The organism is Nocardia sp. NPDC049707, assembly GCF_040674855.1.
In the GTDB taxonomy this organism is placed as follows: domain Bacteria; phylum Actinomycetota; class Actinomycetes; order Mycobacteriales; family Mycobacteriaceae; genus Nocardia.
In genome coordinates, this window is record NZ_JBFANN010000005.1 from 19971 (window position 1) to 41332 (window position 21362).

The 21362-nt window shown below is 64.8% G+C and carries 15 protein-coding genes and 2 tRNA genes; 10 read left to right on the forward strand and 7 right to left on the reverse strand.

The annotated features are described in order from the left end of the window. Positions 1-12: 12 nt before the first annotated feature. Positions 13-156: a 50S ribosomal protein L34 gene (gene rpmH / locus AB0J29_RS07180; protein WP_084483849.1), complete on the reverse strand. Its 144-nt coding sequence runs from the start codon at positions 154-156 to the stop codon at positions 13-15. Positions 157-773: 617 nt separating this feature from the next. Here rpmH and dnaA point away from each other — a divergent pair. From dnaA to AB0J29_RS07230, 10 genes are all read left to right on the forward strand, one after another. After that, entirely contained in the window at positions 774-2756 is a 1983-nt protein-coding gene (gene dnaA, locus AB0J29_RS07185; protein WP_364780664.1) for a chromosomal replication initiator protein DnaA, read from the forward strand. 840 nt (positions 2757-3596) lie between these two features. Beyond that, the gene (gene dnaN / locus AB0J29_RS07190; protein ID WP_364780667.1) at positions 3597-4772 is read left to right on the forward strand and encodes a DNA polymerase III subunit beta; all 1176 of its coding nucleotides are present in this window, start codon (positions 3597-3599) and stop codon (positions 4770-4772) included. Between the two features lie 136 nt (positions 4773-4908). Beyond that, a complete protein-coding gene (recF, locus tag AB0J29_RS07195; RefSeq protein ID WP_364780671.1) occupies positions 4909-6096 on the forward strand; it encodes a DNA replication/repair protein RecF in 1188 nt (395 codons plus the stop codon). A 103-nt stretch (positions 6097-6199) separates the two neighbouring features. Continuing rightward, the gene (locus AB0J29_RS07200) at positions 6200-6760 is read left to right on the forward strand and encodes a DUF721 family protein (protein WP_364780673.1); all 561 of its coding nucleotides are present in this window, start codon (positions 6200-6202) and stop codon (positions 6758-6760) included. A 414-nt stretch (positions 6761-7174) separates the two neighbouring features. Next, the gene (gene gyrB / locus AB0J29_RS07205) at positions 7175-9223 is read left to right on the forward strand and encodes a DNA topoisomerase (ATP-hydrolyzing) subunit B (RefSeq protein WP_364780675.1); all 2049 of its coding nucleotides are present in this window, start codon (positions 7175-7177) and stop codon (positions 9221-9223) included. A 47-nt stretch (positions 9224-9270) separates the two neighbouring features. Next, a complete protein-coding gene (gene gyrA / locus AB0J29_RS07210) occupies positions 9271-11793 on the forward strand; it encodes a DNA gyrase subunit A (protein WP_364780678.1) in 2523 nt (840 codons plus the stop codon). 39 nt (positions 11794-11832) lie between these two features. Further along, entirely contained in the window at positions 11833-12897 is a 1065-nt protein-coding gene (locus AB0J29_RS07215; protein WP_364780681.1) for a DUF3566 domain-containing protein, read from the forward strand. 136 nt (positions 12898-13033) lie between these two features. Then, a tRNA-Ile gene (locus tag AB0J29_RS07220) sits at positions 13034-13107 on the forward strand. Positions 13108-13137: 30 nt separating this feature from the next. Beyond that, positions 13138-13245 carry a DLW-39 family protein gene (locus AB0J29_RS07225; RefSeq protein ID WP_364780684.1) on the forward strand — a complete coding sequence of 36 codons (108 nt, stop codon included), beginning with the start codon at positions 13138-13140 and terminating at the stop codon, positions 13243-13245. A 25-nt stretch (positions 13246-13270) separates the two neighbouring features. Beyond that, a tRNA-Ala gene (locus tag AB0J29_RS07230) sits at positions 13271-13343 on the forward strand. A 334-nt stretch (positions 13344-13677) separates the two neighbouring features. Here the strand turns inward: AB0J29_RS07230 and AB0J29_RS07235 are convergent. From AB0J29_RS07235 to AB0J29_RS07260, 6 genes are all read right to left on the reverse strand, one after another. After that, the gene (locus tag AB0J29_RS07235) at positions 13678-14508 is read right to left on the reverse strand and encodes an NAD(P)H-binding protein (protein WP_364780687.1); all 831 of its coding nucleotides are present in this window, start codon (positions 14506-14508) and stop codon (positions 13678-13680) included. A 30-nt stretch (positions 14509-14538) separates the two neighbouring features. After that, positions 14539-16152, reverse strand: coding sequence for an FAD-dependent oxidoreductase (locus AB0J29_RS07240; protein ID WP_364780690.1), 1614 nt, complete (start codon positions 16150-16152; stop codon positions 14539-14541). A 49-nt stretch (positions 16153-16201) separates the two neighbouring features. Next, positions 16202-16849: a TetR/AcrR family transcriptional regulator gene (locus AB0J29_RS07245; RefSeq protein WP_364780693.1), complete on the reverse strand. Its 648-nt coding sequence runs from the start codon at positions 16847-16849 to the stop codon at positions 16202-16204. Positions 16850-17117: 268 nt separating this feature from the next. Beyond that, positions 17118-19772 (reverse strand): family 78 glycoside hydrolase catalytic domain, encoded by a 2655-nt coding sequence (locus AB0J29_RS07250; protein ID WP_364780696.1) that lies wholly within the window; start codon positions 19770-19772, stop codon positions 17118-17120. 168 nt (positions 19773-19940) lie between these two features. Continuing rightward, complete coding sequence (locus AB0J29_RS07255; RefSeq protein ID WP_364780699.1) at positions 19941-20150, reverse strand: hypothetical protein; 210 nt, start codon at positions 20148-20150, stop codon at positions 19941-19943. Between the two features lie 137 nt (positions 20151-20287). Beyond that, positions 20288-21343: a hypothetical protein gene (locus AB0J29_RS07260; protein WP_364780702.1), complete on the reverse strand. Its 1056-nt coding sequence runs from the start codon at positions 21341-21343 to the stop codon at positions 20288-20290. Positions 21344-21362 lie beyond the last annotated feature (19 nt).

A 21362-nucleotide genomic window follows, 5' to 3' on the forward strand; every position in this document is an offset into this window, starting at 1 on the left:
CGAGAGCGAGGATCAGGCAGTAAGGGACTTGCGGCCCTTGCTGCGACGCGCGGACACGATGGCGCGACCAGCGCGGGTGCGCATACGGAGACGGAAGCCGTGGACCCGCGCCCGACGACGGTTGTTCGGCTGGAACGTCCGCTTGCCCTTGGCCACGGTCGACACTCCTCCAGTAGGTGGGCGCCGTTCGGCGCCCAAAGCTTGTCAGTGATACGTCTTTGCGCGATGAATCACGAGGTGGTCATCATCGATGCGCGTCGGTCCTGGCGCACGAGGTCGATACGACCCGACACGGTCAGCACAGGACCGCCACCGCACCAAGGGGTGACTGTACGAGGGTACTGATCGGCAAAGTGCGGGTCAAACTCGGCCCATCCGTATCGTAGACTGCTCGGAACCGCCGCACCGGAGTCATCGCTTCCTGGGCATAACCGTGAGTTCGTCCACACCCCGAGCCGCCGGCCGCCGCACCGACCAAGGTGCATAGCCAGGAGATTGCTGCAGAACCGCAGGTCCAGGCCGTATAGCGGCGGAGCGCAACCTCGTTTCACATTTCCCCAGGGTTCTCCACATCTGTGGATAATTGTGTGGAAAGACCCCTGAAGTGGCATATTCGTAGGGCCGACGGTGCCACGCCGCCGCCCGGATGGGGGACCCGGGCTGCGTCCGAACCGGTTACGGACGTACGCGGAATCACATCGACTCAGCCATGGCCGATACTCCGCAGAATCCGACCGTCTGCTCCTATCGCCTACTTCCGGGGAGGAAACTGCATGGACGACGAGCAGAACGTGTTGGCCACCGTGTGGCCGGAGGTGGTTACCGAACTCACCACCGGCTCGGCCGATGGTGCCATCCCGCCGGTGTCCCGGGCCCAGCAGGCCTGGCTCAAACTGGTCAAGCCACTGACCGTGGCGCAGGGGTTCGCCTTGCTCTCGGTGCCTTCGTCGTTGGCTCAGGAGGCCATCGAACGCGATCTGCGCGAACCCATTCTGCGTTCCCTTGGCCGTCGTCTCGGTCCGCAGGTCGAGGGCCTCGGCGTCCGGATCGCGGCGCCGGCGAACCAGCCGACCGAACGTCTCGGCAATAATCCGCGCCACGCGCGCATGACGAGTCGGCCCGAGCGTGGGCGCGACAGCGGGCGCGGTCCGGCCGGCTATCCCGCGCCCGACTATCCCGGACGCAACGACTACGCCCCGCCGCGTTATGCCCAGCCCAGTGATTACCCGGCGGTGCCCGACTACCCGGCGGGACCGGATTACGCGGCGACACCCGACTACGAGCCCGCGCCCGAATACTCGGGGGCACCGGAGTACCTGCCGGTGCCCGGATACGAAGTGGCGGGGGGATACCCGACCGACGAATACCAGACCCGCGGGGACTATCCGAGCCAGACCAATGGCGAACGGCAGGAGCCGTCGCCCGCGCCGCGGCGCGAATCCGGACTCCCGCCGCGCCGCGATTCGGTACCGCCCGGACAGGAGTCGCTGTTCAATCCGGAGCCGACACCGGAACCGGTGCGGGCGCAGGGCCGGGCGCCGCTGCGGGAGGCGGCACCCGCGCGAGAATCCCGCCCGAGCAGCGATCCCGCCATCGCGGCCGCGCACGAATCGGTCCGCGAGCCGATCTCGGACAACGCGCACGATGACGAACCGGTCGTCAATGTCCGCAATTCGTGGCCTACCTACTTCACCAAGTCGCAGGAGAATCCGGCGCCGTCGAATTCCTCGGCGAGCCTGAATTCGAAGTACACCTTCGAGACCTTCGTCATCGGCGCGTCCAATCGCTTCGCGCACGCCGCGGCGGTCGCGATCGCGGAGGCACCCGCACGTGCCTACAACCCGCTGTTCGTCTGGGGCGCCTCGGGTTTGGGCAAGACCCATCTGCTGCACGCGGCCGGACACTATGCCCAGCGACTGTTCCCTGGCATGCGGGTGAAGTACGTATCGACCGAGGAATTCACCAACGACTTCATCAACAGTCTGCGCGACGACCGGAAGGTGGCATTCAAGCGCCGCTACCGCGAGACCGACATTCTGCTGGTCGACGACATCCAGTTCATCGAGGGTAAGGAAGGTATCCAGGAGGAGTTCTTCCACACCTTCAACACCTTGCACAACGCCAATAAGCAGATCGTGGTGTCCTCCGACCGGCCGCCCAAGCAGTTGGCCACGCTGGAGGAGCGGCTGCGGACCCGGTTCGAATGGGGCTTGATCACCGATGTGCAGCCGCCGGAGTTGGAGACGCGCATCGCGATTCTGCGCAAGAAGGCACGGATGGACCGGCTCGACGTACCGCACGATGTGCTGGAGCTGATCGCCAGTCGGGTCGAGCGCAATATCCGCGAGTTGGAGGGTGCGCTGATCCGGGTGACGGCCTTCGCCTCACTGAACGGCCAGGCGCTTGACCTGCCATTGGCCGAGGTCGTACTGCGCGATCTCATGCCGGATACCGCGACGCTGGAGATCAATGCGGCGACGATCATGGCCGTCACCGCCGAATACTTCAACACCACGCTCGAGGAGCTGACCGGGCCGGGTAAGGCTCGGCCGCTGGCCCAGGCCCGTCAGATCGCCATGTACCTCTGCCGGGAACTAACGGATCTGTCGCTGCCGAAGATCGGCCAGGCCTTCGGTCGCGACCACACCACGGTCATGTACGCAGAGAAGAAGGTGCGCAAGGAGATGACCGAGCGGCGTCGCGTATACGACCAAGTGCAAGAACTAACAGCCCGGATTAAACAGCGTTCGCGCTGACCAGCACTAACACCCCGGCACCGCCTCTGACCTGGGGCGGTGCTTTTTTATGCCCTGTGGAGTCCTCGAGGAATTCCTGTGGAGTCCTCGAGGAAACTCCGAGTTGTGCACCGGTTCGTCCACAGGCTGTGCGGATGATCGTGGATCCGTTGCTAACAGGGGTGGAATCAACAGAGTCCACAGCCATCGCCATACACAGGCCCTGACCAGCAACGGACTCGGTCAGGGGCTTGTGGAATCCTCGAGGAGTCCATGTGGAGTCCTCGAGGATTCCTCGAGCTATCCACGATTCGGTGCACATGTGTGAACAACCCGGTGAATCAGGTGGAACAACTCGAGGAGCACTCGAGGATGAATGGTGAACAAACCCGCGACATCCACAACCCCCCTTCGTTCATCCTCGAGTCACCCAGTAGTCATCCCCACCGCGCCACACCCCCGGACCTGCGGATTCGGCCGCAGTCCACAGATTCCACAGTGCCTACTACTACTTCAGTTCTTCTTCTTGAAGATCTCTCTTCAAAACAGGATGTGTGGAAAGTCGATCGGTGAGCGTCGGCATCCGAACCGCTCGCCGAGACAAGCAAGGAGAAGAGCCCAAACACATCCGCGTGATCCACCCGCACCTGTTCTCCTTGCTCGATATTTCGGAGCGCGGTTCATGGGCGCTACACAGAACAACCGGAGGGTCGGGCTAGGTTCAGCTGGTCTGGACGAGTACGGTTCAATGTCGGTCGCCTATGCCAGACTGCAAGGCGGCAGGTACAGCACCCCCTTTTTCGAGAATCAACGCTGACGAGCCGACAGAGATCACGGAACCGGGAGAGGACAGATCGGGCGATGGAGCTGGCGAGTATGAAGTTTCGGGTCGCCCGAGAGGATTTCGCCGAGTCCGTTGCATGGGTGGCACGCAGCCTCCCGTCGCGGCCTCCGGTGCCTGTACTCGGCGGCGTACTACTCGTGGCGGGCGAGCACGGACTCACCGTTTCCGGCTTCGACTACGAGGTCTCCGCGCAGATGCGCGTCGCGGCCGAGGTCGCCGGACCCGGCGAGGTGCTCGTCTCCGGCCGACTCCTCGCCGATATCACCAAGGCGCTGTCCAATAAGCCCGTCGATGTCGCGGTCGACGGCACCCGCGTGTTGATCACCTGTGGTAGCGCGAAATTCTCCTTGCCGACCATGCCGGTCGAGGACTATCCCCAGCTGCCCGAGGTGCCCCAGCAGACCGGGCAGCTGAGCGTCGATGTCTTCGCCGAGGCGGTCGGACAGGTCGCGGTCGCCGCGGGCCGTGACGACACCCTCCCGATGCTCACCGGTATCCGGGTCGAGATCGAGGGGCCGCACGTCGTACTCGCGGCCACCGACCGATTCCGCTTGGCGGTCCGGCACATCGAATGGCAGCCCGCCCGCACCGATATCGAGACCTCGGTGCTCATTCCGGCCCGGACGCTGTCGGAGGCCGCGAAGACGCTCGGCCCATCGGATGCTCCCGTACAACTTTCGCTCGGCACCGGAAGTGGCGCGGACGGTCTGCTCGGCATCGTGAATGGGGGCCGTCGGACCACCACCCGACTGCTCGACGCGGAATTCCCCAAGTTCCGGCAATTGCTCCCCAAGGAGCACACCTCGGTCGCCACCCTCCCGGTCGCCACGCTGACCGACGCCATCAAGCGCGTCGCGCTGGTCGCCGAGCGCGGTGCCCAGGTACGGCTGGAATTCACCGGCGAGGGGCTGCTTCTCTCGGCCGGCGGCGATGACGCGGGCCGTGCCGAGGAGTGGCTGGAGGCCGAGTTCCGTGGTGAGGCACTGACCATCGCGTTCAATCCGGGCTACCTCATCGACGGACTCTCCGCGCTGCACGCCGATCGGGTCACCTTCGGCTTCACCACGCCGAGCCGTCCCGCGGTGCTGCTGCCTGCGAGCGACGAGGAACCCAAGGTGACGGAGTCGGGTGCGTTCGCCGCACTGGAGAGCCCGTACATCTACCTGTTGATGCCGGTTCGGTTGCCGGGCTGAGCATCGGCGCCGATGCGTTTTATCCACAGTCCGTCCACAGACAGTGGATGGACCCCAAGATGTTGTGGTCTGCGCCCGATTCGTCGCCAACAGCGGCGAAAAACGGCAATGACGACGGCCGGAGCGGAGTAGACAGGTGTTCATCCGGACGCTGTCACTGCGCGACTTCCGGTCTTGGGAGCACGCCGAGCTCGAATTATCCCCAGGCCGAACGGTTTTCCTCGGGTCCAATGGGAATGGCAAAACGAACCTGCTCGAGGCGGTCGGCTACCTCGCCACCTTGGGCTCACACCGAGTCGCCGCGGACGCGCCGCTGATCCGTATCGGCACCGAACGCGCCAGGATCGGCGCGACCGTCGTGAACGCGGGCCGCGAACTGCGCATCGATATCGAATTGAACCAGGGCGCCGCGAATCGCGCGCAGATCAACCGATCTCCAGTGCGCAGGCCGCGAGAAATCCTCGGCATTCTGCAGACGGTGCTCTTCGCACCGGAGGATCTCGCGTTGGTCCGCGGCGATCCGGGGGAACGGCGCCGCTTCCTCGACGAGTTGTGCACAGCCCGATTGCCGCGGCTGGCCGCCGTGCGCGCCGACTACGACCGGGTGTTGCGGCAGCGCTCGGCCCTGTTGAAATCCGCTGGGCGCCAGGCCCGCTCGAAGGCCGAACTCAGCACCCTGGACGTGTGGGACGGACATTTGGCGACCCACGCCTCGGTGCTGCTCGCCCAGCGGCTGCGCTTGGTGCACGATCTATATCCCTATCTCGCACACGCGTACTCGTCGATCGCGCCCGAATCACGTCCTGCGACAATCGGCTACCGGAGCGCGAGCCTGCCGCCGGAGTTCCTGGATCCCGGGCGCGCACCGCAGCCCGATGACGTCGAGGCGCTCGAGGCGATCATGTTGCGCGAATTGGCGGCGGCGCGGCCGAAGGAATTGGAACGCGGGGTCTGCCTGGTCGGCCCGCACCGCGACGAACTGGATCTGATGCTCGGCACTGCCCCGGCGAAAGGGTTTGCCAGCCACGGTGAGTCGTGGTCGTTCGCGCTGGCGCTGCGGCTGGCGGCCTTCGAACTGCTGCGCGCCACCGGCGCCGAACCGGTGCTGCTGCTCGATGACGTATTCGCCGAACTCGATCGTCGCCGACGCACCGCACTCGCCGAGGTCGCGGCCGGCGCCGAACAGGTGCTCATCACCGCCGCTGTCGCCGAGGATGTACCCGCGGAACTTTCCGCGGTTCCGTTACGGGTGGAAACGAACGGCGGTGCGGACGGTCGGATCTCCCGGATCGTCGACCGGGAATCCGACGCCGCAACCGGTTGATCGGACCCGTCGGGTCCTGACCCACGTCGGTATGATCAGCCGCGATTGCACAGTGACGCGTCGGCAACCAACGCGCGAACGGCTGCGGGGAGAGGCGGACCTGGTGAACGATCCAACAGCATCGAATGCTTCCGCATCCGAGCCGGAACCGGAACTGCGCGGTATCGATCTGGCGCGGCGCGCGCTCGAGGAGGCGCGGGCGGCTGCCAAGGCCAGCGGTAAGTCGGTCGGGCAGGGCCGGGCATCGCCGCGTCGGCTGCGCACCGGAGCCCGCCGCCGCACCGGCTGGTCGGGCGCGCGGCCCGATGACCGTGACCCACAACTGCTTTCGAGTCTGGCCGGTGCCATCGCGAAGAACCGGGGCTGGTCGGCCAAGGTCGCCGAGGGCATGGTGTTCGGCCGCTGGGCCGGTGTGGTCGGCGAGGACATCGCCTCGCATGCGACTCCGGTGACATTGAAGGACGGCGTGCTGAGCATCACCGCCGAATCCACGGCGTGGGCCACCCAACTGCGCATGTTGCAGGGCCAGATCCTGGCGAAGATCAATGCGGCGGTGGGACAGGGCGTCGTCACATCTTTGAAGATCGCCGGTCCGGCGGCCCCGAGCTGGCGCAAAGGCGAGCGGCACATCAGAGGCCGAGGTCCGCGGGATACCTACGGATAAGCGGCGGTCGGCGACACATCGATCAGTTTCACGTGGAACGCCGCGGGCCGCGAGCCATGGAGTCCGCTCCGTAGAATGAAATATGCAGTGCGCAGCGGCGCGCGTGGCCGCGATCGCGACTCCGCCTCACAGGCAACTCTCAGGCCAAATCTGATGGACTCAAAGAGGTTGAAGGCGGATCCGACCCGCGATCGACCGATTTCTCTCAGCCACGGAGCCGTTAGGGGTGTCGTAGGTGCATTGTGGCTTGGGTCTACCAGTAGGATGGTGGCGTAACTAGCGGCGAACTTTCGGCGCGTTCCGTACAGCTCGCGCGTGGACCCGTACTTCACGACCAGAAATCTGAAACCGGGCCCCACGTCTGCTGTCCGATCGCTGCGCCAAGGATCAGCAAGTAAGGAGAGCTACCGACCAGTGGCTGCCAAGGACTCCAACGCATCGAGCTCGACCAACGCGACGTCGGGCAAGCAGGACTACGGTGCCTCCTCTATCACGGTTCTGGAAGGCCTGGAGGCGGTTCGCAAACGCCCGGGCATGTACATCGGCTCCACCGGCGAGCGCGGTCTGCATCACCTGATCTGGGAAGTCGTCGACAACTCTGTCGACGAGGCGATGGCCGGCTATGCGAGCAAGGTCGAGGTGACCCTGCTCGCCGACGGTGGTGTCGAAGTGGTCGACGACGGCCGCGGTATCCCGACCGATATGCATGCGCAAGGGGTGCCCACCATCGAGGTGGTCATGACCCAGTTGCACGCCGGTGGCAAGTTCGACGGCGAATCCTATGCGGTGTCCGGCGGTCTGCACGGTGTCGGCATCTCGGTGGTGAACGCGCTGTCCACCCGACTCGAGGCCGACGTGAACTACGGCGGTTATCACTGGACACAGGAGTACAAGGACGCGAAACCCGGCAAGCTCATCCAGGGCGAACCGACCAAACGCACCGGTACCACCATCCGGTTCTTCCCGGACCCGGACATTTTCGAAACCACCACCTTCAGTTTCGAAACGGTCGCGCGTCGCTTGCAGGAGATGGCGTTCCTGAACAAGGGGCTCACCATCACCCTGACCGATCAGCGAGTGCATGAGGGCGATGTCACCGATGAGGTGGTCAGCGAAACCGCGGAGGCGCCCAAGCACCTCGACGAGGGTGCCCCGACCGCCGAGCCGAAGGTAAAGGCCCGGACCTACTACTACCCGGGTGGCCTCGAGGACTTCGTCAAGCACATCAACCGCACCAAGCAGGCGATCCACAACTCGCTGGTCTCCTTCACCGGTAAGGGCACCGGTCACGAGGTCGAGGTGGCGATGCAATGGAACTCGGGTTATTCCGAGTCCGTCCACACCTTCGCCAACACCATCAACACCCATGAGGGCGGTACGCACGAGGAAGGCTTCCGCGCGGCGCTCACCACGGTGGTGAACAAGTACGCGAAGGATAAGAAACTGCTCAAGGAGAAGGAGGGCAACCTCACCGGTGACGACATCCGGGAGGGGCTGGCCGCCATCGTGAGCGTGAAGATCGCCGACCCGCAGTTCGAGGGCCAGACCAAGACCAAGCTCGGCAATACCGAGGTGAAGTCGTTCGTCCAGCGAACCTGCAACGAGCACATCTCGCACTGGTTCGAGGCCAATCCCGCCGATGCGAAGACAATCGTGCAGAAGGCGGTTTCGTCCGCACAGGCCCGCGTGGCGGCGCGGAAGGCCAGGGAGCTGGTTCGGCGCAAGTCCGCAACGGATATCGGCGGCCTGCCCGGCAAGCTGGCCGACTGCCGGTCCAAGGATCCGAGCAAGTCCGAGATCTACATCGTGGAGGGCGACTCCGCCGGTGGCTCGGCCAAATCCGGCCGCGACTCGATGTACCAGGCGATCCTGCCGTTGCGCGGCAAGATCATCAATGTCGAGAAGGCCCGCATCGACCGCGTCCTCAAGAACAACGAGGTGCAGTCGATCATCACCGCCTTCGGCACCGGCATCCACGATGAATTCGATATCGCCAAGCTGCGGTATCACAAAATCGTGCTGATGGCCGACGCCGATGTGGACGGCCAGCACATCTCGACCCTGCTACTCACGCTGCTGTTCCGCTTCATGCGACCGCTGGTGGAGCACGGGCACGTGTACCTCGCGCAGCCGCCGCTGTACAAGCTCAAGTGGCAACGGTCCGATCCGGAGTTCGCCTACTCCGATCGCGAGCGCGACGGCCTGCTCGAGGCAGGTCTCGCCGGGGGCAAGAAGATCAACAAGGACGACGGTGTCCAGCGCTACAAGGGTCTCGGCGAAATGAACGCCAAGGAGCTGTGGGAGACCACCATGGATCCCTCGGTGCGGGTGCTGCGTCAGGTCACCCTCGACGATGCCGCTGCGGCCGACGAGCTGTTCTCGATCCTGATGGGCGAGGACGTCGAGGCACGCCGCAGCTTTATCACCCGCAATGCCAAGGACGTTCGCTTCCTCGACGTGTAACCGGCGTGACGCGTAATTCCACGTCCGGTGCCAAAGGAGACTTTTAGATGACTGAAACCACCCTGCCACCCAGCGGCGGAGCGGGTGACCGGATCGAGCCGGTCGATATCCAGAACGAAATGCAGAGCAGCTACATCGATTACGCGATGAGCGTGATCGTCGGCCGCGCGCTGCCCGACGTCCGCGACGGCCTCAAGCCGGTGCATCGCCGCGTGCTCTACGCGATGTACGACAACGGCTACCGGCCCGACCGCGGCTATGTGAAGTCCGCCCGTCCGGTCGCCGAGACCATGGGCAACTACCACCCGCACGGTGACGCCTCGATCTACGACACTCTGGTCCGCATGGCCCAGCCGTGGTCGTTGCGCTATCCGCTGGTCGACGGCCAGGGCAACTTCGGCTCCCGCGGCAATGACGGCGCGGCCGCCATGCGGTACACCGAATGCCGCCTGACCCCGCTGGCCATGGAGCTGTTGCGGGAAATCGACCATGAGACGGTCGATTTCACGCCGAACTACGACGGTCGCTCACAGGAGCCGACGGTTCTCCCCAGCCGGGTGCCCAACCTGTTGATGAACGGCAGCAACGGCATCGCGGTCGGTATGGCGACCAATATCCCGCCGCACAACCTCAATGAGTTGGCCGAGGCGATCTACTGGGCGCTGGAGAACTACGACGCCGACGAAGAGGCGACCCTGGCCGCCTGTATGGAACGGGTCAAGGGTCCGGACTTTCCGACCTACGGCCTCATCGTCGGTAGTCAGGGCATCCAGGATGCCTACACCACCGGTCGCGGTTCGATCCGGATGCGCGGTGTTGTCGAGATCGAAGAGGACAACCGCGGCCGCACTACGATCGTCATCACCGAACTGCCGTACCAGGTCAACACCGACAACTTCATCAACTCCATTGCGGAGCAGGTGAAGGACGGCAAGATCGCGGGCATCTCCGATATCCACGACGAGTCCTCGGACCGCGCGGGTATGCGGATCGTGGTCACCATCAAGCGCGACGCGGTTGCCAAGGTGGTGCTGAACAACCTCTACAAGCACACCCAGCTGCAGACCAGCTTCGGTGCCAATATGCTCTCGATCGTCGACGGCGTGCCACGCACGCTGCGCCTGGATCAGATGATCCGGCTCTACGTCGAGCACCAGTTGGAAGTCATCATCCGGCGTACCAGGTACTTGCTGCGCAAGGCCGAGGAACGGGCCCACATCCTGCGCGGTCTGGTCAAGGCACTGGACGCGCTGGACGAGGTCATCGCGCTGATCCGGCGTTCGGCCAATACCGAAACCGCGCGCACCGGCCTGATGCAGTTGCTGGATATCGACGAGATCCAGGCCACCGCCATCCTCGATATGCAGTTGCGCAGGCTGTCGGCCCTGGAGCGGCAGAAGATCATCGACGAGTTGGCCAAGATCGAGGCCGAAATCGCCGACCTCAAGGACATTCTCGAGAAGCCGGAGCGGCAGCGCGCGATCGTGCGTGACGAACTGGTCGAGATCGTCGAGAAGTACGGCGACGAGCGGCGCACCAAGATCGTGGCCAATGACGGCGATATGGCCGATGAGGATCTCATCGCCCGCGAGGATGTGGTCGTCACCGTCACCGAGACCGGTTACGCCAAGCGCACCAAGACCGACCTGTACCGCAGCCAGAAGCGCGGCGGTAAGGGCGTGCAGGGTGCGGGCCTCAAGCAGGACGACATCGTCAAGCACTTCTTCATCAGCTCCACGCACGACTGGCTGCTGTTCTTCACCAATAAGGGCCGGGTGTACCGAGCCAAGGCCTACGAACTGCCCGAGGCCAGCCGGACCGCGCGCGGTCAGCACGTCGCGAACCTGCTGGCGTTCCAGCCGGATGAGAAGATCGCCCAGATCATCCAGATCAAGGGCTACGAAGATGCGCCCTACCTGGTGCTCGCCACCAAGAACGGCCTGGTCAAGAAGTCGAAGCTGTCGGATTTCGATTCCAACCGCAGTGGCGGCATCGTCGCGGTGAACCTGCGCGACGACGACGAATTGGTCGGCGCCGTACTGTGCTCGGCCGATGACGATCTGCTGCTGGTCTCCGCGCGTGGCCAGTCGATCCGCTTCTCCGCCACCGATGAGGCACTGCGTCCGATGGGCCGCGCCACCTCCGGTGTGCAAGGCATGCGGTTCAATGCCGACGATGAACTGTTGTCGCTCAATGTGGTTCGCGCCGATACCTATCTGCTCGTCGCGACCTCCGGCGGTTATGCCAAGCGAACCGCGATCGAGGAATACACCCCGCAGGGCCGTGGCGGTAAAGGCGTATTGACTATTCAATACGACACCAAGCGTGGCACCCTGGTCGGTGCGCTCATCGTCGACGACGAGGATGAGTTGTATGCGATCACGTCCGGCGGTGGCGTTATCCGGACGGCGGCCAAGCAGGTTCGTAAGGCTGGACGACAGACCAAGGGCGTGCGATTGATGAACCTTGCCGATGGCGATACGTTGCTTGCTATCGCGCGCAATGCCGACGAACCTGATCCTGATTCGATCGTCGGCGGAAACGGCGACACCGGTTCCTCTGAGCAGTAACCCCACAGCGGCGGCAACGAACGGATCTAAGGATTCCCATTGACCACGAATCAGCCGAACGACGAGCGGCACCCGACGAACGGTGTAACCGAACGGATCGCACCGTCACCGATTCCGCCGCGGCCGATCCCACGGCCGGTCGCATCGGCCGAGAACGGCCAGCCGAGTGGCCCGCAGGGAGGGGCCCAGCCGCACGAAATGCACAGCCAGCCAGGCGAAGTCGCGTTCAACGCGCCGGAGTCCAGCTCGGGTGCCGACGAGCGCCCGGCTCGGCCGGGTAACTCTGGCGAGTCGGCCGCTCCGGAGGCAGGCGACCGCTCGCCATCGAACGGCGGCGGTCAGTCGCCCTTCCAGGAGGGCTGGTCGCAACTGCCGCAGCGGGAGCCGCAGTCGAACCTGTACCGCCCTGGGCAGTCGCCGGTGACCGGTCGCCCGAATTCCCCGGGTGGTGGACTCGGTGGTGGGCTCAGCAGTGGCGGCCTCGGTAGCGCCGGTCTCGGTGGCGGCAATGCCCGCACCACCGCGGATCTCGCGGCCAAGGCGGCGCGTAAGGAAGCGGCGATGGTGAAGTCCGTCGGCATCGACGGACCGACCCGTAGCATCGCGCGCCCGGAACTGATCAAGGACATGCCGGACCTGTCCGAGATCCGGCACCCGCTGCCGGTCGAGACCCCGGGCCCGAAGGCCGCCGCACCGGTCTCACCGGCGGTTCCGGTCGCGGTCGCGGCGGCTGTCACCTCGGGTGAGCCATTGCGGGCCACCGTGCAGATCCGCCGGATCGACCCGTGGTCGACCCTGAAGATCTCGCTGGTGATCAGCGTGGCCATGTTCTTTGTGTGGATGCTCGCGGTCGGTCTGCTCTACATCGTGCTCGAGGGCATGGGTGTGTGGGAGCGGCTCAATAGCACCTTCACCGATATGGTCTCCTCCGACAGCGGCTCAGTCGGTTTGGTCGACGCCGGTTCGGTATTCGGCTATGCGGGTGTCATCGGGCTGATCAATGTGGTGCTTTTCACCGCATTGTCGACCGTCGGTGTCTTCATCTACAACCAGTGCTGTGACCTTGTCGGTGGTATCCAGGTAACCCTGGCCGACCCCGACTAGAACGGCGTCGACGCGGCAGGTCCCCGCCCTCTCGTAGGGCGGTGACCGGCCGTTTTGGTTAACGGCGGACGGGTAAGGTAATCTCGTGCCTCGGTTCGGTTAGCAGCTCCGGCAGGTATCCGAACGAGAATAATAGGGGCCTATAGCTCAGGCGGTTAGAGCGCTTCGCTGATAACGAAGAGGTCGGAGGTTCAAGTCCTCCTAGGCCCACTCCCGGACATCACAAGTAGGGTGGGATTCATGAAAATTATTCTCACGGTCGGTCTCGTAGTCGCGGTTCTCATCGGGATCACCAAGCTGCGCAAGCGCGACGATGCGGACCTGTGGCACGAAGTCACCACCCGCTGAACTGTCTTCGGACAGTAGGGAATTCGGGGCCTTAGCTCAATTGGCAGAGCACTGCCTTTGCAAGGCAGGGGTTAGGGGTTCGATTCCCCTAGGCTCCACCGCACAGCAAAGCCGCAGGTCAATACCTGCGGCTTTGTTGCGTTTTGTGTAGTTATCCGAACCGTTTTCGTGCTGCGGTGGGCACAGCCCATGTGCCAGGTGGAGCCGCATGCGCGCACGGCTTGGAAGCCGTGTCGGTGGGGTGCTGGTTACGGGTATCTGATCGGGGCCCGGTCTAGTCGTACACGCTCACCCTTCACATAGCAGGAGCGAGTGATCGCTGATGCCGATGTGAGGTAGGTCCGACGGGTTGGTTGCGTCGGCCGCCGTGCCCCGTTGGCCGGATCCCGAAGGCGGATGAGGGTCGTTGATGGCGTCGATCGCGGGCATCCGCTACGGCGCCGCGAAGTCCGCGCGGTGGTCGTGGATCCAATGTCGATAGGTGCGTGGCTGTTCCGAGGGCAGGATCGTCGAAATGGGCGTCGGTTCGATCGGGTGCAGGATGGCGCGGTGGTAGTACCGCAGCAGTGAGTCGGCGATGTGGGGCGGGATGTGCTGCTCCGTCAGCAGTCGGTGACCGATGGCGGGCGAGACTTCTTCGAACCGGACCGGTTGGCCGAGGGCTTCACCGATCAACTCCGCTTGTCCGGCTTGGCTGATCAGCTCCGGTCCGGTGAGTACGGGTGCAGTCCCGGCGAGACTGTCTTCCAACATCGCGGCGGCCGCTGCGGCAGCCAGGTCTTGCTCATGGATCGGAGCGATACGTGACCGCGCATGGGCGGCGCGAACGACGCCGTGCGTACGAATCAGGGGTGCCCACCACACGGTATTGGTGGCGAACATGCCAGAGCGGAGGAATACCCATTCCAGTCCGGTCTGTTCGATGTGGCGTTCGAGTTCCCGGTGTGCGATACCGGTGTGATTGTCGGGATGGTCGTCGAGCACCGATGCGGAGGACAGCAGCACGATGCGCCGCACACCGTGCGCGACCGCTCGAGACAGGAACTGCTCGGCGGTGCCGTGCACCGCGGCGGCGTTGAGGAATACCGTGGCGACCCCGTCGAGCGGGAACCGTCCGTCCAGCGCCGATACCGTCTCGACGCCTGGAGGCAGGCCAGCGGCTGCGGGGTTGCGAGTGACGGCTGTGACGTCGGCGCCTGCGGCGTAGAGCCGCTCCACGAGGGCCCGGCCTACGTTTCCGGTAGCTGCCGTGATCAGAAACATGCGTGTACTCCTTGTTGATCGGAAAGTAGTTCAGTAGGTTCGTGCCGCGTCGCGGCCGGCGATGCGGCCCCAGGTGAGGGCGGAGGCGATCGTGAGTCCCCCCGCGATGGTGCCGGGCCCGAAGACGGCCGCGGCTGCATTCCCCGCCGCGTAGAGGCCGGGGATCGGGTGTCCTGTCCAATCGAGAACGCGGGCATGCCGGTCGATACGAGCTCCGCCCTTGGTACCGACCGCTCCCGGGTGGATGGGGAGGGCGAAGAAGGGGGGCTCGGCCACTGGGCCGAGGTTCGGATGCACCGCGGCAGGGTCTCCGAAAGCATGCTCATAGCGAGAGCGTCCGCGGCCGAAATCCTCGTCGCGACCGGTCGCGGCCATGTTGTTGAATCGGGTGATGGTGCTCGCCAAGGCGTCCGGGGCTATGCCGAGAAGAGTGGCGAGGTCGTGGATGCTGTCCGCTTGGATCAGCCAGTCCGGTGCCTGCGAGCCTGCGGGGATCCCTGCGACCGAGTACTTGGCACGGAACTGAGCGTCGCCGATCGCCCAGGCGGGCAGGTTTCTGAGCCGATGGGTGTTGGGGTCGAGTTCGGCGAACGCGGCGGCGCAGTTGTGGCTGGACTCGTTGACGAACCGGTGCCCGGCGGCGTTGACCCAGAGCACGTGTGGCAGTGACCGTTCCGGCAGCACCAATTGTGCCTGCGGTGTCGCGTCCGAGTTGGGCCAGACCGCGCCGGGGACCTGGTAGGCGGGCCAAGACCAGTACTCACCCGGGTATGCCATCGCCGCGCCGATCTGTCCCGCCAACCGCAGGCCGTCACCGTTTTGCACCGGCGGGGTCACTGGGTGTGTGAGCGGCCCGGACAGCAATCGCGACCGGAGGTCGGAGTCGTGTTCGAATCCACCAGTGGCCAGGATGACACCGCGCCGGGCACGTAGTGTGCGGGCGGCACCGTCCTGTTCGGCGCGGACACCCGCGATCCGGCCGTTGTCGGCGCGGAGCAATTCGACCGCCCGGCATCCGCGCACCAGACCGACTCCCATGGCCCGGCAGCCGTGCAGCAGCCCGATGACCAAGCCTGCACCTAGGGTCACCACCTCGTCCGAGCTGCGTTGCGCAATCAGTTCCAGCGGTGGCCGCCCGCCGGCGAAGAGGCTGTGTTCGAACACCTCTTGATTGGTAAGTACCGGTGCGAAAAGCGGTGCTGGCCAGACTAGTTCGTCGATTACGCCGAGGTCGCCGACAGCCACCGGGCGAACCTCGATGTGGCGGGACGAATGGCCGCCCGGCAGCTCGACGAAAGTGTCGGGATATGCCGTGACCACCGAGAATTCGATCGGGGTGCGTTCCTCGAGAAATCGCACCGTTTCCGGCGTCGTCCGCACGAACGTCTCGACCAGGTCGTCCGCACGCCCGGGGGCCGCGGCGCGGCAATAGGTCAGGGCACTCTCGGCGGAGTCGGGGCAGTCGGCCTCCTGCATTCGATGGTTGGCCGGCGCCCAGATCTGCCCACCCGAGACCGCCGTCGAGCCGCCCCACCGCGAGGACGCCTCCAGCACCGCAACCTCGGCCCCGCCGTCCGCGGCCGCGAGCGCAGCAGCCAAACCGGCTGCGCCCGAACCGATCACCACAACGTCCACGTCTTCCACGAGTCCTCCACATCTATTTGTTAACACGTTAACAAATAGATGTGGAGTGTCAAGATCGTGCGATCACACCATCGAGCAACGCGGTGAGTCCGTAGTTGTAGTTCTCCCATGGATGCGGCCAGTCAGCGGCCAGCGCGGCGATTGTGGGGGTCAGTTCCGAATCGGCTTCCATGATCATGCGCGCCTGACCGGGCTGATTCGGGTCGGAGCGGGCTCGATCGGACCCGCTCCGGATGGTGAGGACGCCGACCGTGAACTGCCACACCGCGCGGTATGCGGACGCCGCCTGCTCGCGGTCCAGGCCGCAGGCCAAAAATGCCTGCAAGATCTCCTCGACCACCCACAAGATCGCCCGGCTGGCAAGATCCCCGCCGACCAGGACACCCACCAACCAGGGGCGCGCAGCAAGAGTGTCGTACAGCAGCCGCCACAACACCACCAGTCGCTGCCGCGGGTCTTCGGGTAGATCAGGCCGCCCGAGCTCACCCGCAATGTCGTCCAGCAGCGCCAGCAGCATCTCGTCCTTGTCACGCACGTGCCGGTAGATCGCCGTGGGAGAGCTCGACAGCCGATCCGCGACGCGGCGCATGGTCAACGCGTCGATACCTTCGGACTCCACGATCTGTTGTGCGGCCGTGACAATCGCCTCGCGGGACAGTCTGGCCGGCCGACCCCGGCGCCGCATCGAGTCAGTCATCAGCACAGTCTGTCACCGCCACTGAACAACACGGTCATGTCGCCGAACGCACCCACATGCCGCATACCGAGCGCTTTCTGCTGGTCCCGACATATGCGTGTCGTCGCCTGACCGGCTTCCGCTCCCACCGTAATTGCATTTCATCCCCGTGAACGGAATGAAATGCAATGGAATGAAATCCAATCTCAAAGCTGTCTCACCTGACACCCCAGCGATAGAGGGTGTTGCGGCATCCGATGTGACATTGCGGCCGCCGATGTCGCAGCGTTCAGCCGGCCTTCCATTCGAATCTGTGTGTCCCAGCCCCCACGCGCTCGACCCGGCCGTCGCCGAGCCGGATGTCTCCGGTCGCCCCCGGTGGAATCGTCACGTCCAGTTCGACCCGCTCACCGTCCACCCGCCAACTGCTGCGGGCGGCCCCGAAAGGGGTGGTAATCGATGCCGATGCATGGGTGAGGCCACCGCCGACGAACGGCTGGACCCGGACGACGCGATAACCTGGCTCGGCGGGAGTGATTCCCGCAATCCCTTCGATCAGCCATTGCACCACCGCGCCGAACGCGTAATGGTTGTGCGATCCTTTGCCTTTGCCGTTCTTGTCGTAGGCGTCCCAGGTCTCCCAGACCGTCGTCGCGCCACGCTCGATCTGGTGCAGCCACGACGGGCTGGTCGTCTGCAACAACAGGTCGAAAGCCAGTTCCGCGCGGCCGTTGTCGGCAAGGACCGGCAGGATCATCGACGTGCTCAGGAAGCCGGTGCCGACATGATTGCCTGCCTGCTCGATCAGCTGCGTCAACCGTTCGACGACCCCCGGACGCTGCTCCGGGGTGAGCAAATCGAATGCCAGCGCACGCACGTAATCATCCTGGTGGTCCGCCCCGATCCGGCCATCCGGCTGCACAAACGCGGATCGCCATGCGTCCCTGACCCGTTCGGACAACTCGGCGTAGTGCTGGGCATCGGCAGTCGAGCCGATCACCTCGGCGATACGGGACATCAGCATTGTGGAGTGGGCGAAGTACGCCGTCGCGACCACCGGCCGGTGCCACAACAGATCCCGTGCGAGCACCGCGAAGGGCTCGCCGGGTCGCAGCCATTCCCCCCAATGAAAACCGGTGTCGAGAATGTAGCGCTCCCTCGCACCGACACGTTTGCGCAGCACCCGTGTCGGTGAACGCTTCGTCCGGGCGGTGTGCTCGAGATGGTCGACCCACCGCCGCATGCTGTCGTACTGGCGGCGCAACACCGTCGCGTCGCCGTAATACCGATAGAGCGTCCACGGGAGCATGACGGCGACGTCGCCCCAGCCGACCGCGCTCGCCGTGATCCGGACGAGTCGATTCCGCCCACCATGGAACGTGGATGTTTCGCGGGGGACGAACGGTGGCACGGTGCCGTCCGGGAACTGCTCGAGCGCCAGGTTTCGCAGATAGCGGTTCAGGTAACCGTGCGCATCGACGAGCAGAGCAGCGGTGGGCGCGAATACCTGGACGTCACCGGTCCAGCCAGACCGCTCACGGGTGGGGCAATCGGTCGGGGTATCGGTGAAGTTCGACCGCAACCCCCACAACACGTTGCGCTGCAGCTGATTCAGGCGCTGGTCGGAACACTCGAATGTGCCCGCGACCGGAAGGTCGGTGGACAACACCACCGCTCGCACGTCATCCGGGCACAGGGTGTCTTCGAGCCCATCGACCTGGATATAGCGAAATCCGTGAATGGTGAACCACGGTTCGATCCACTCGACACGACCACCCAGCGTCACCTCGTCACGCTGCGGCGCGACCTTCATGACGGGCGGCGCGTCGAGGTAGGTCAGGTCGAGTTCTCCGTCGGGAGCGAGTAGTTCACTGTGGGTGAGCCGGACCTGCGAGCCTTCGGGTCCGGAAAGCCGGATTCGGACCACGCCGGCCATGTTCTGGCCGAAGTCGACGATCTGCGCACCGGACGGCAACCGGGTGATCGTTCGCGGCGTCAGCGCGTCGATCTCGCGTACCGGCGGGAGTTCTTCGGCCACCAGCGAGCGAGACGCCGGCGGCAGCACCTCTACCGGCGACATCCGCGCGGGCGGGTTGTCGCCGATCAGCCAGTCGTCGTCCGAGATACGCAGGTCGATGTGCTCACCATGCATCGGGTCCGAGGCAAGTATCCGTCCAGGTCCCCCGTGCCAGCTCGTATCGGTCACGACAGTGACGGTGCTGCCGTCGGCCAAGGCCAGTTCGATCTGCGCGAATCCCGCAAGCCGATCCCCGTACACCGCGCGCCGGGCGCTCATACCGATTCGCCCCCGATAGCGGCCGTCGCCGATCGCCAGCGCGATGATGTTGTGCCCACGTCGGAAGTTCTGCGAGACGTCGTAGGTTTGATACTCGACGATCTTGTCGAACGGCGTCCACCGCGGAACAAGCGCTGCGCCGGTCAGATCGCGACCGTTGACGAAGAACCGATACCAGCCCAGCCCGCTGACATAGGCCCGCCCGTGCACGACCTCCTCGGTCAACTCGACCGAACCGCGCAGGTACACCGCGGCGTCGGTGCTCGGCAACGTCAGGGGCGCCGCCGTGATCCACTGTGCGGACCATAACGCCGGATCCAGCACCCCGGTCTCGAACGACGCCGGATCGCTCCACTGCCCGGTACCACCCTGGGAATCCTCCAGACGAACCCGCCAGTGATAGCGACACCGCGACCGCAGTGGCGGCCCCTGGTAAGCCACATCGAACGGTAACGCCGACTCGACCCGGCCGCCGCACCACACCAGCTCGACACCGAAACGCTCCGAACACGACACCTCGATCACGTATGCGACCTGCTCCGCGTCATCATCGGTGACCGGAAGCCAGGAGAAAACGGGAGCTGGGCTGTCGATTCCCAACGGAGCGGTCCACCCGTTGGTTCGAAGTCCTTTGGCGGTCAACGACATGCTTCCTCCTCGAACAACAGCTCACTACTCGGTGACGAAATCGGCCATCATGGCCATGTCCTCATGCTCGAGGTGGGGCAGTACGGCATGTAGGTCCCGGGGTGGTTGGAGTCTGAGAGGATTCGGCGCCGTGACCGAATAGGTCGCGTGCTCGGCGGGTGATGTTTCCTAGACCAACTCGACCTCGTCGAATCCGACGGTCAGGCTGTGGCGCCGCTCTCGCAGCACGCCTCCTTCCCGGTGGACGAGGCCCTCGCCGAAGTCGATGCGCAGTTCGGCGCGATGGGCGTTGACTTCCCGCACGACCCCGCAGATTCCGCTGAACGGTCCCTCCGGGAAGTAGACGACATCACCCGGCCCGTATTCGGTAAACCCCACGCCGCCACAGTAATCCAAGTCAACAACCTTCGGCCGTAGGTTAGTGGTGAGTTAGCTCGTTGGCCGGGTGCGTCAAATGACATCGCTGGTATGCGGGCCAGCGCGTGAGTGCTTCGCGGACCGAGTCCCGGCCTGATTCACAGGGCGACCGAGGCTTGCTTCAACTGGGTGAGCATCGTTTCATCGGGCCAGAAGCGGGCCTCGAAGCGGATGGGGGACATGGCGGGAATCGGTGTGAGGCCGGTTATTTCGAGGGCGGCGGTGAGCGGGACTGTGCAAATGAGAACGGCATTGTTGTCGGCGTCGGTGCTGGCGAAGCTGATGTAGTCGGCGGCAGGGAGCAGGTAGTCGACGCCTTCGCCCCAGACGGTGTAGGTGTAGGGGCGGGTATCGGTGCCTGCCAGCTTTATCTCGCCGACGATGGCCATCTCCAGGTTGTAGCGGGTGAATTCGAGGTCGCGTTCGAGCGCCCGGTTGAGCCAGTGGGCCTGGACGGCGTATTCCCACATGGCCAGGCGGTATCCCGCGCGGACGGCGGTTCGGTGCTGTTGGTGTCGGCCCGCGCGGTCGAAGGGGACGACGGTGTCGTCCGCGTCGAGGGTGTAGCCCTGGGGCGAGAGCCGATGGTGTGCGTCCACATACTGTTGCTCGACCTGGCGGTAGATGCGGGCGAGCAGGTGTGGGATATCAGGGACCACGATCAGGGTGTCGATATCGGGAATGAAGACGACAGGGCGTCGGCCGGCGTAGCGCCGGCTGAAGCTCGCCAACCAACCAGGGGCGAGCGGCCAGGAGGTGAGGTATGCGCTGCCATCGCGATCGGTGCGGGAGAGGATGGCGTTGCCGCGTGGATCATGGGGCTGCGCAATGGCTTCCAGATTTTCTCGGGCCGCCGCGAAAACCTCGTCGGCCGAGACCGACCAGAGTGCCAGGGTCGAGTAGTTGATGACCGATCGCGCACTCGGTAGGTCGATCGCGACCAATTCGTCGACGAACGGGAAGGCCGGGCGGCTGAGGAAACGGGTGTCGATCTCGGCGGCCTCGGGCCAGCGGTGCAGCAGATCGTCTCTCGCTGCCTGTTTATAGGTCGTCGGACGCAGAATCGGCCGCAATAGCGGCCGGACTTCGGCCCAGCTGCCGTGTTGTGCAAGTGCCGCAAGGTGATCCGGCGGTGGATCATCGAAACTCCCCACCGCACAACCGTATCCGTCG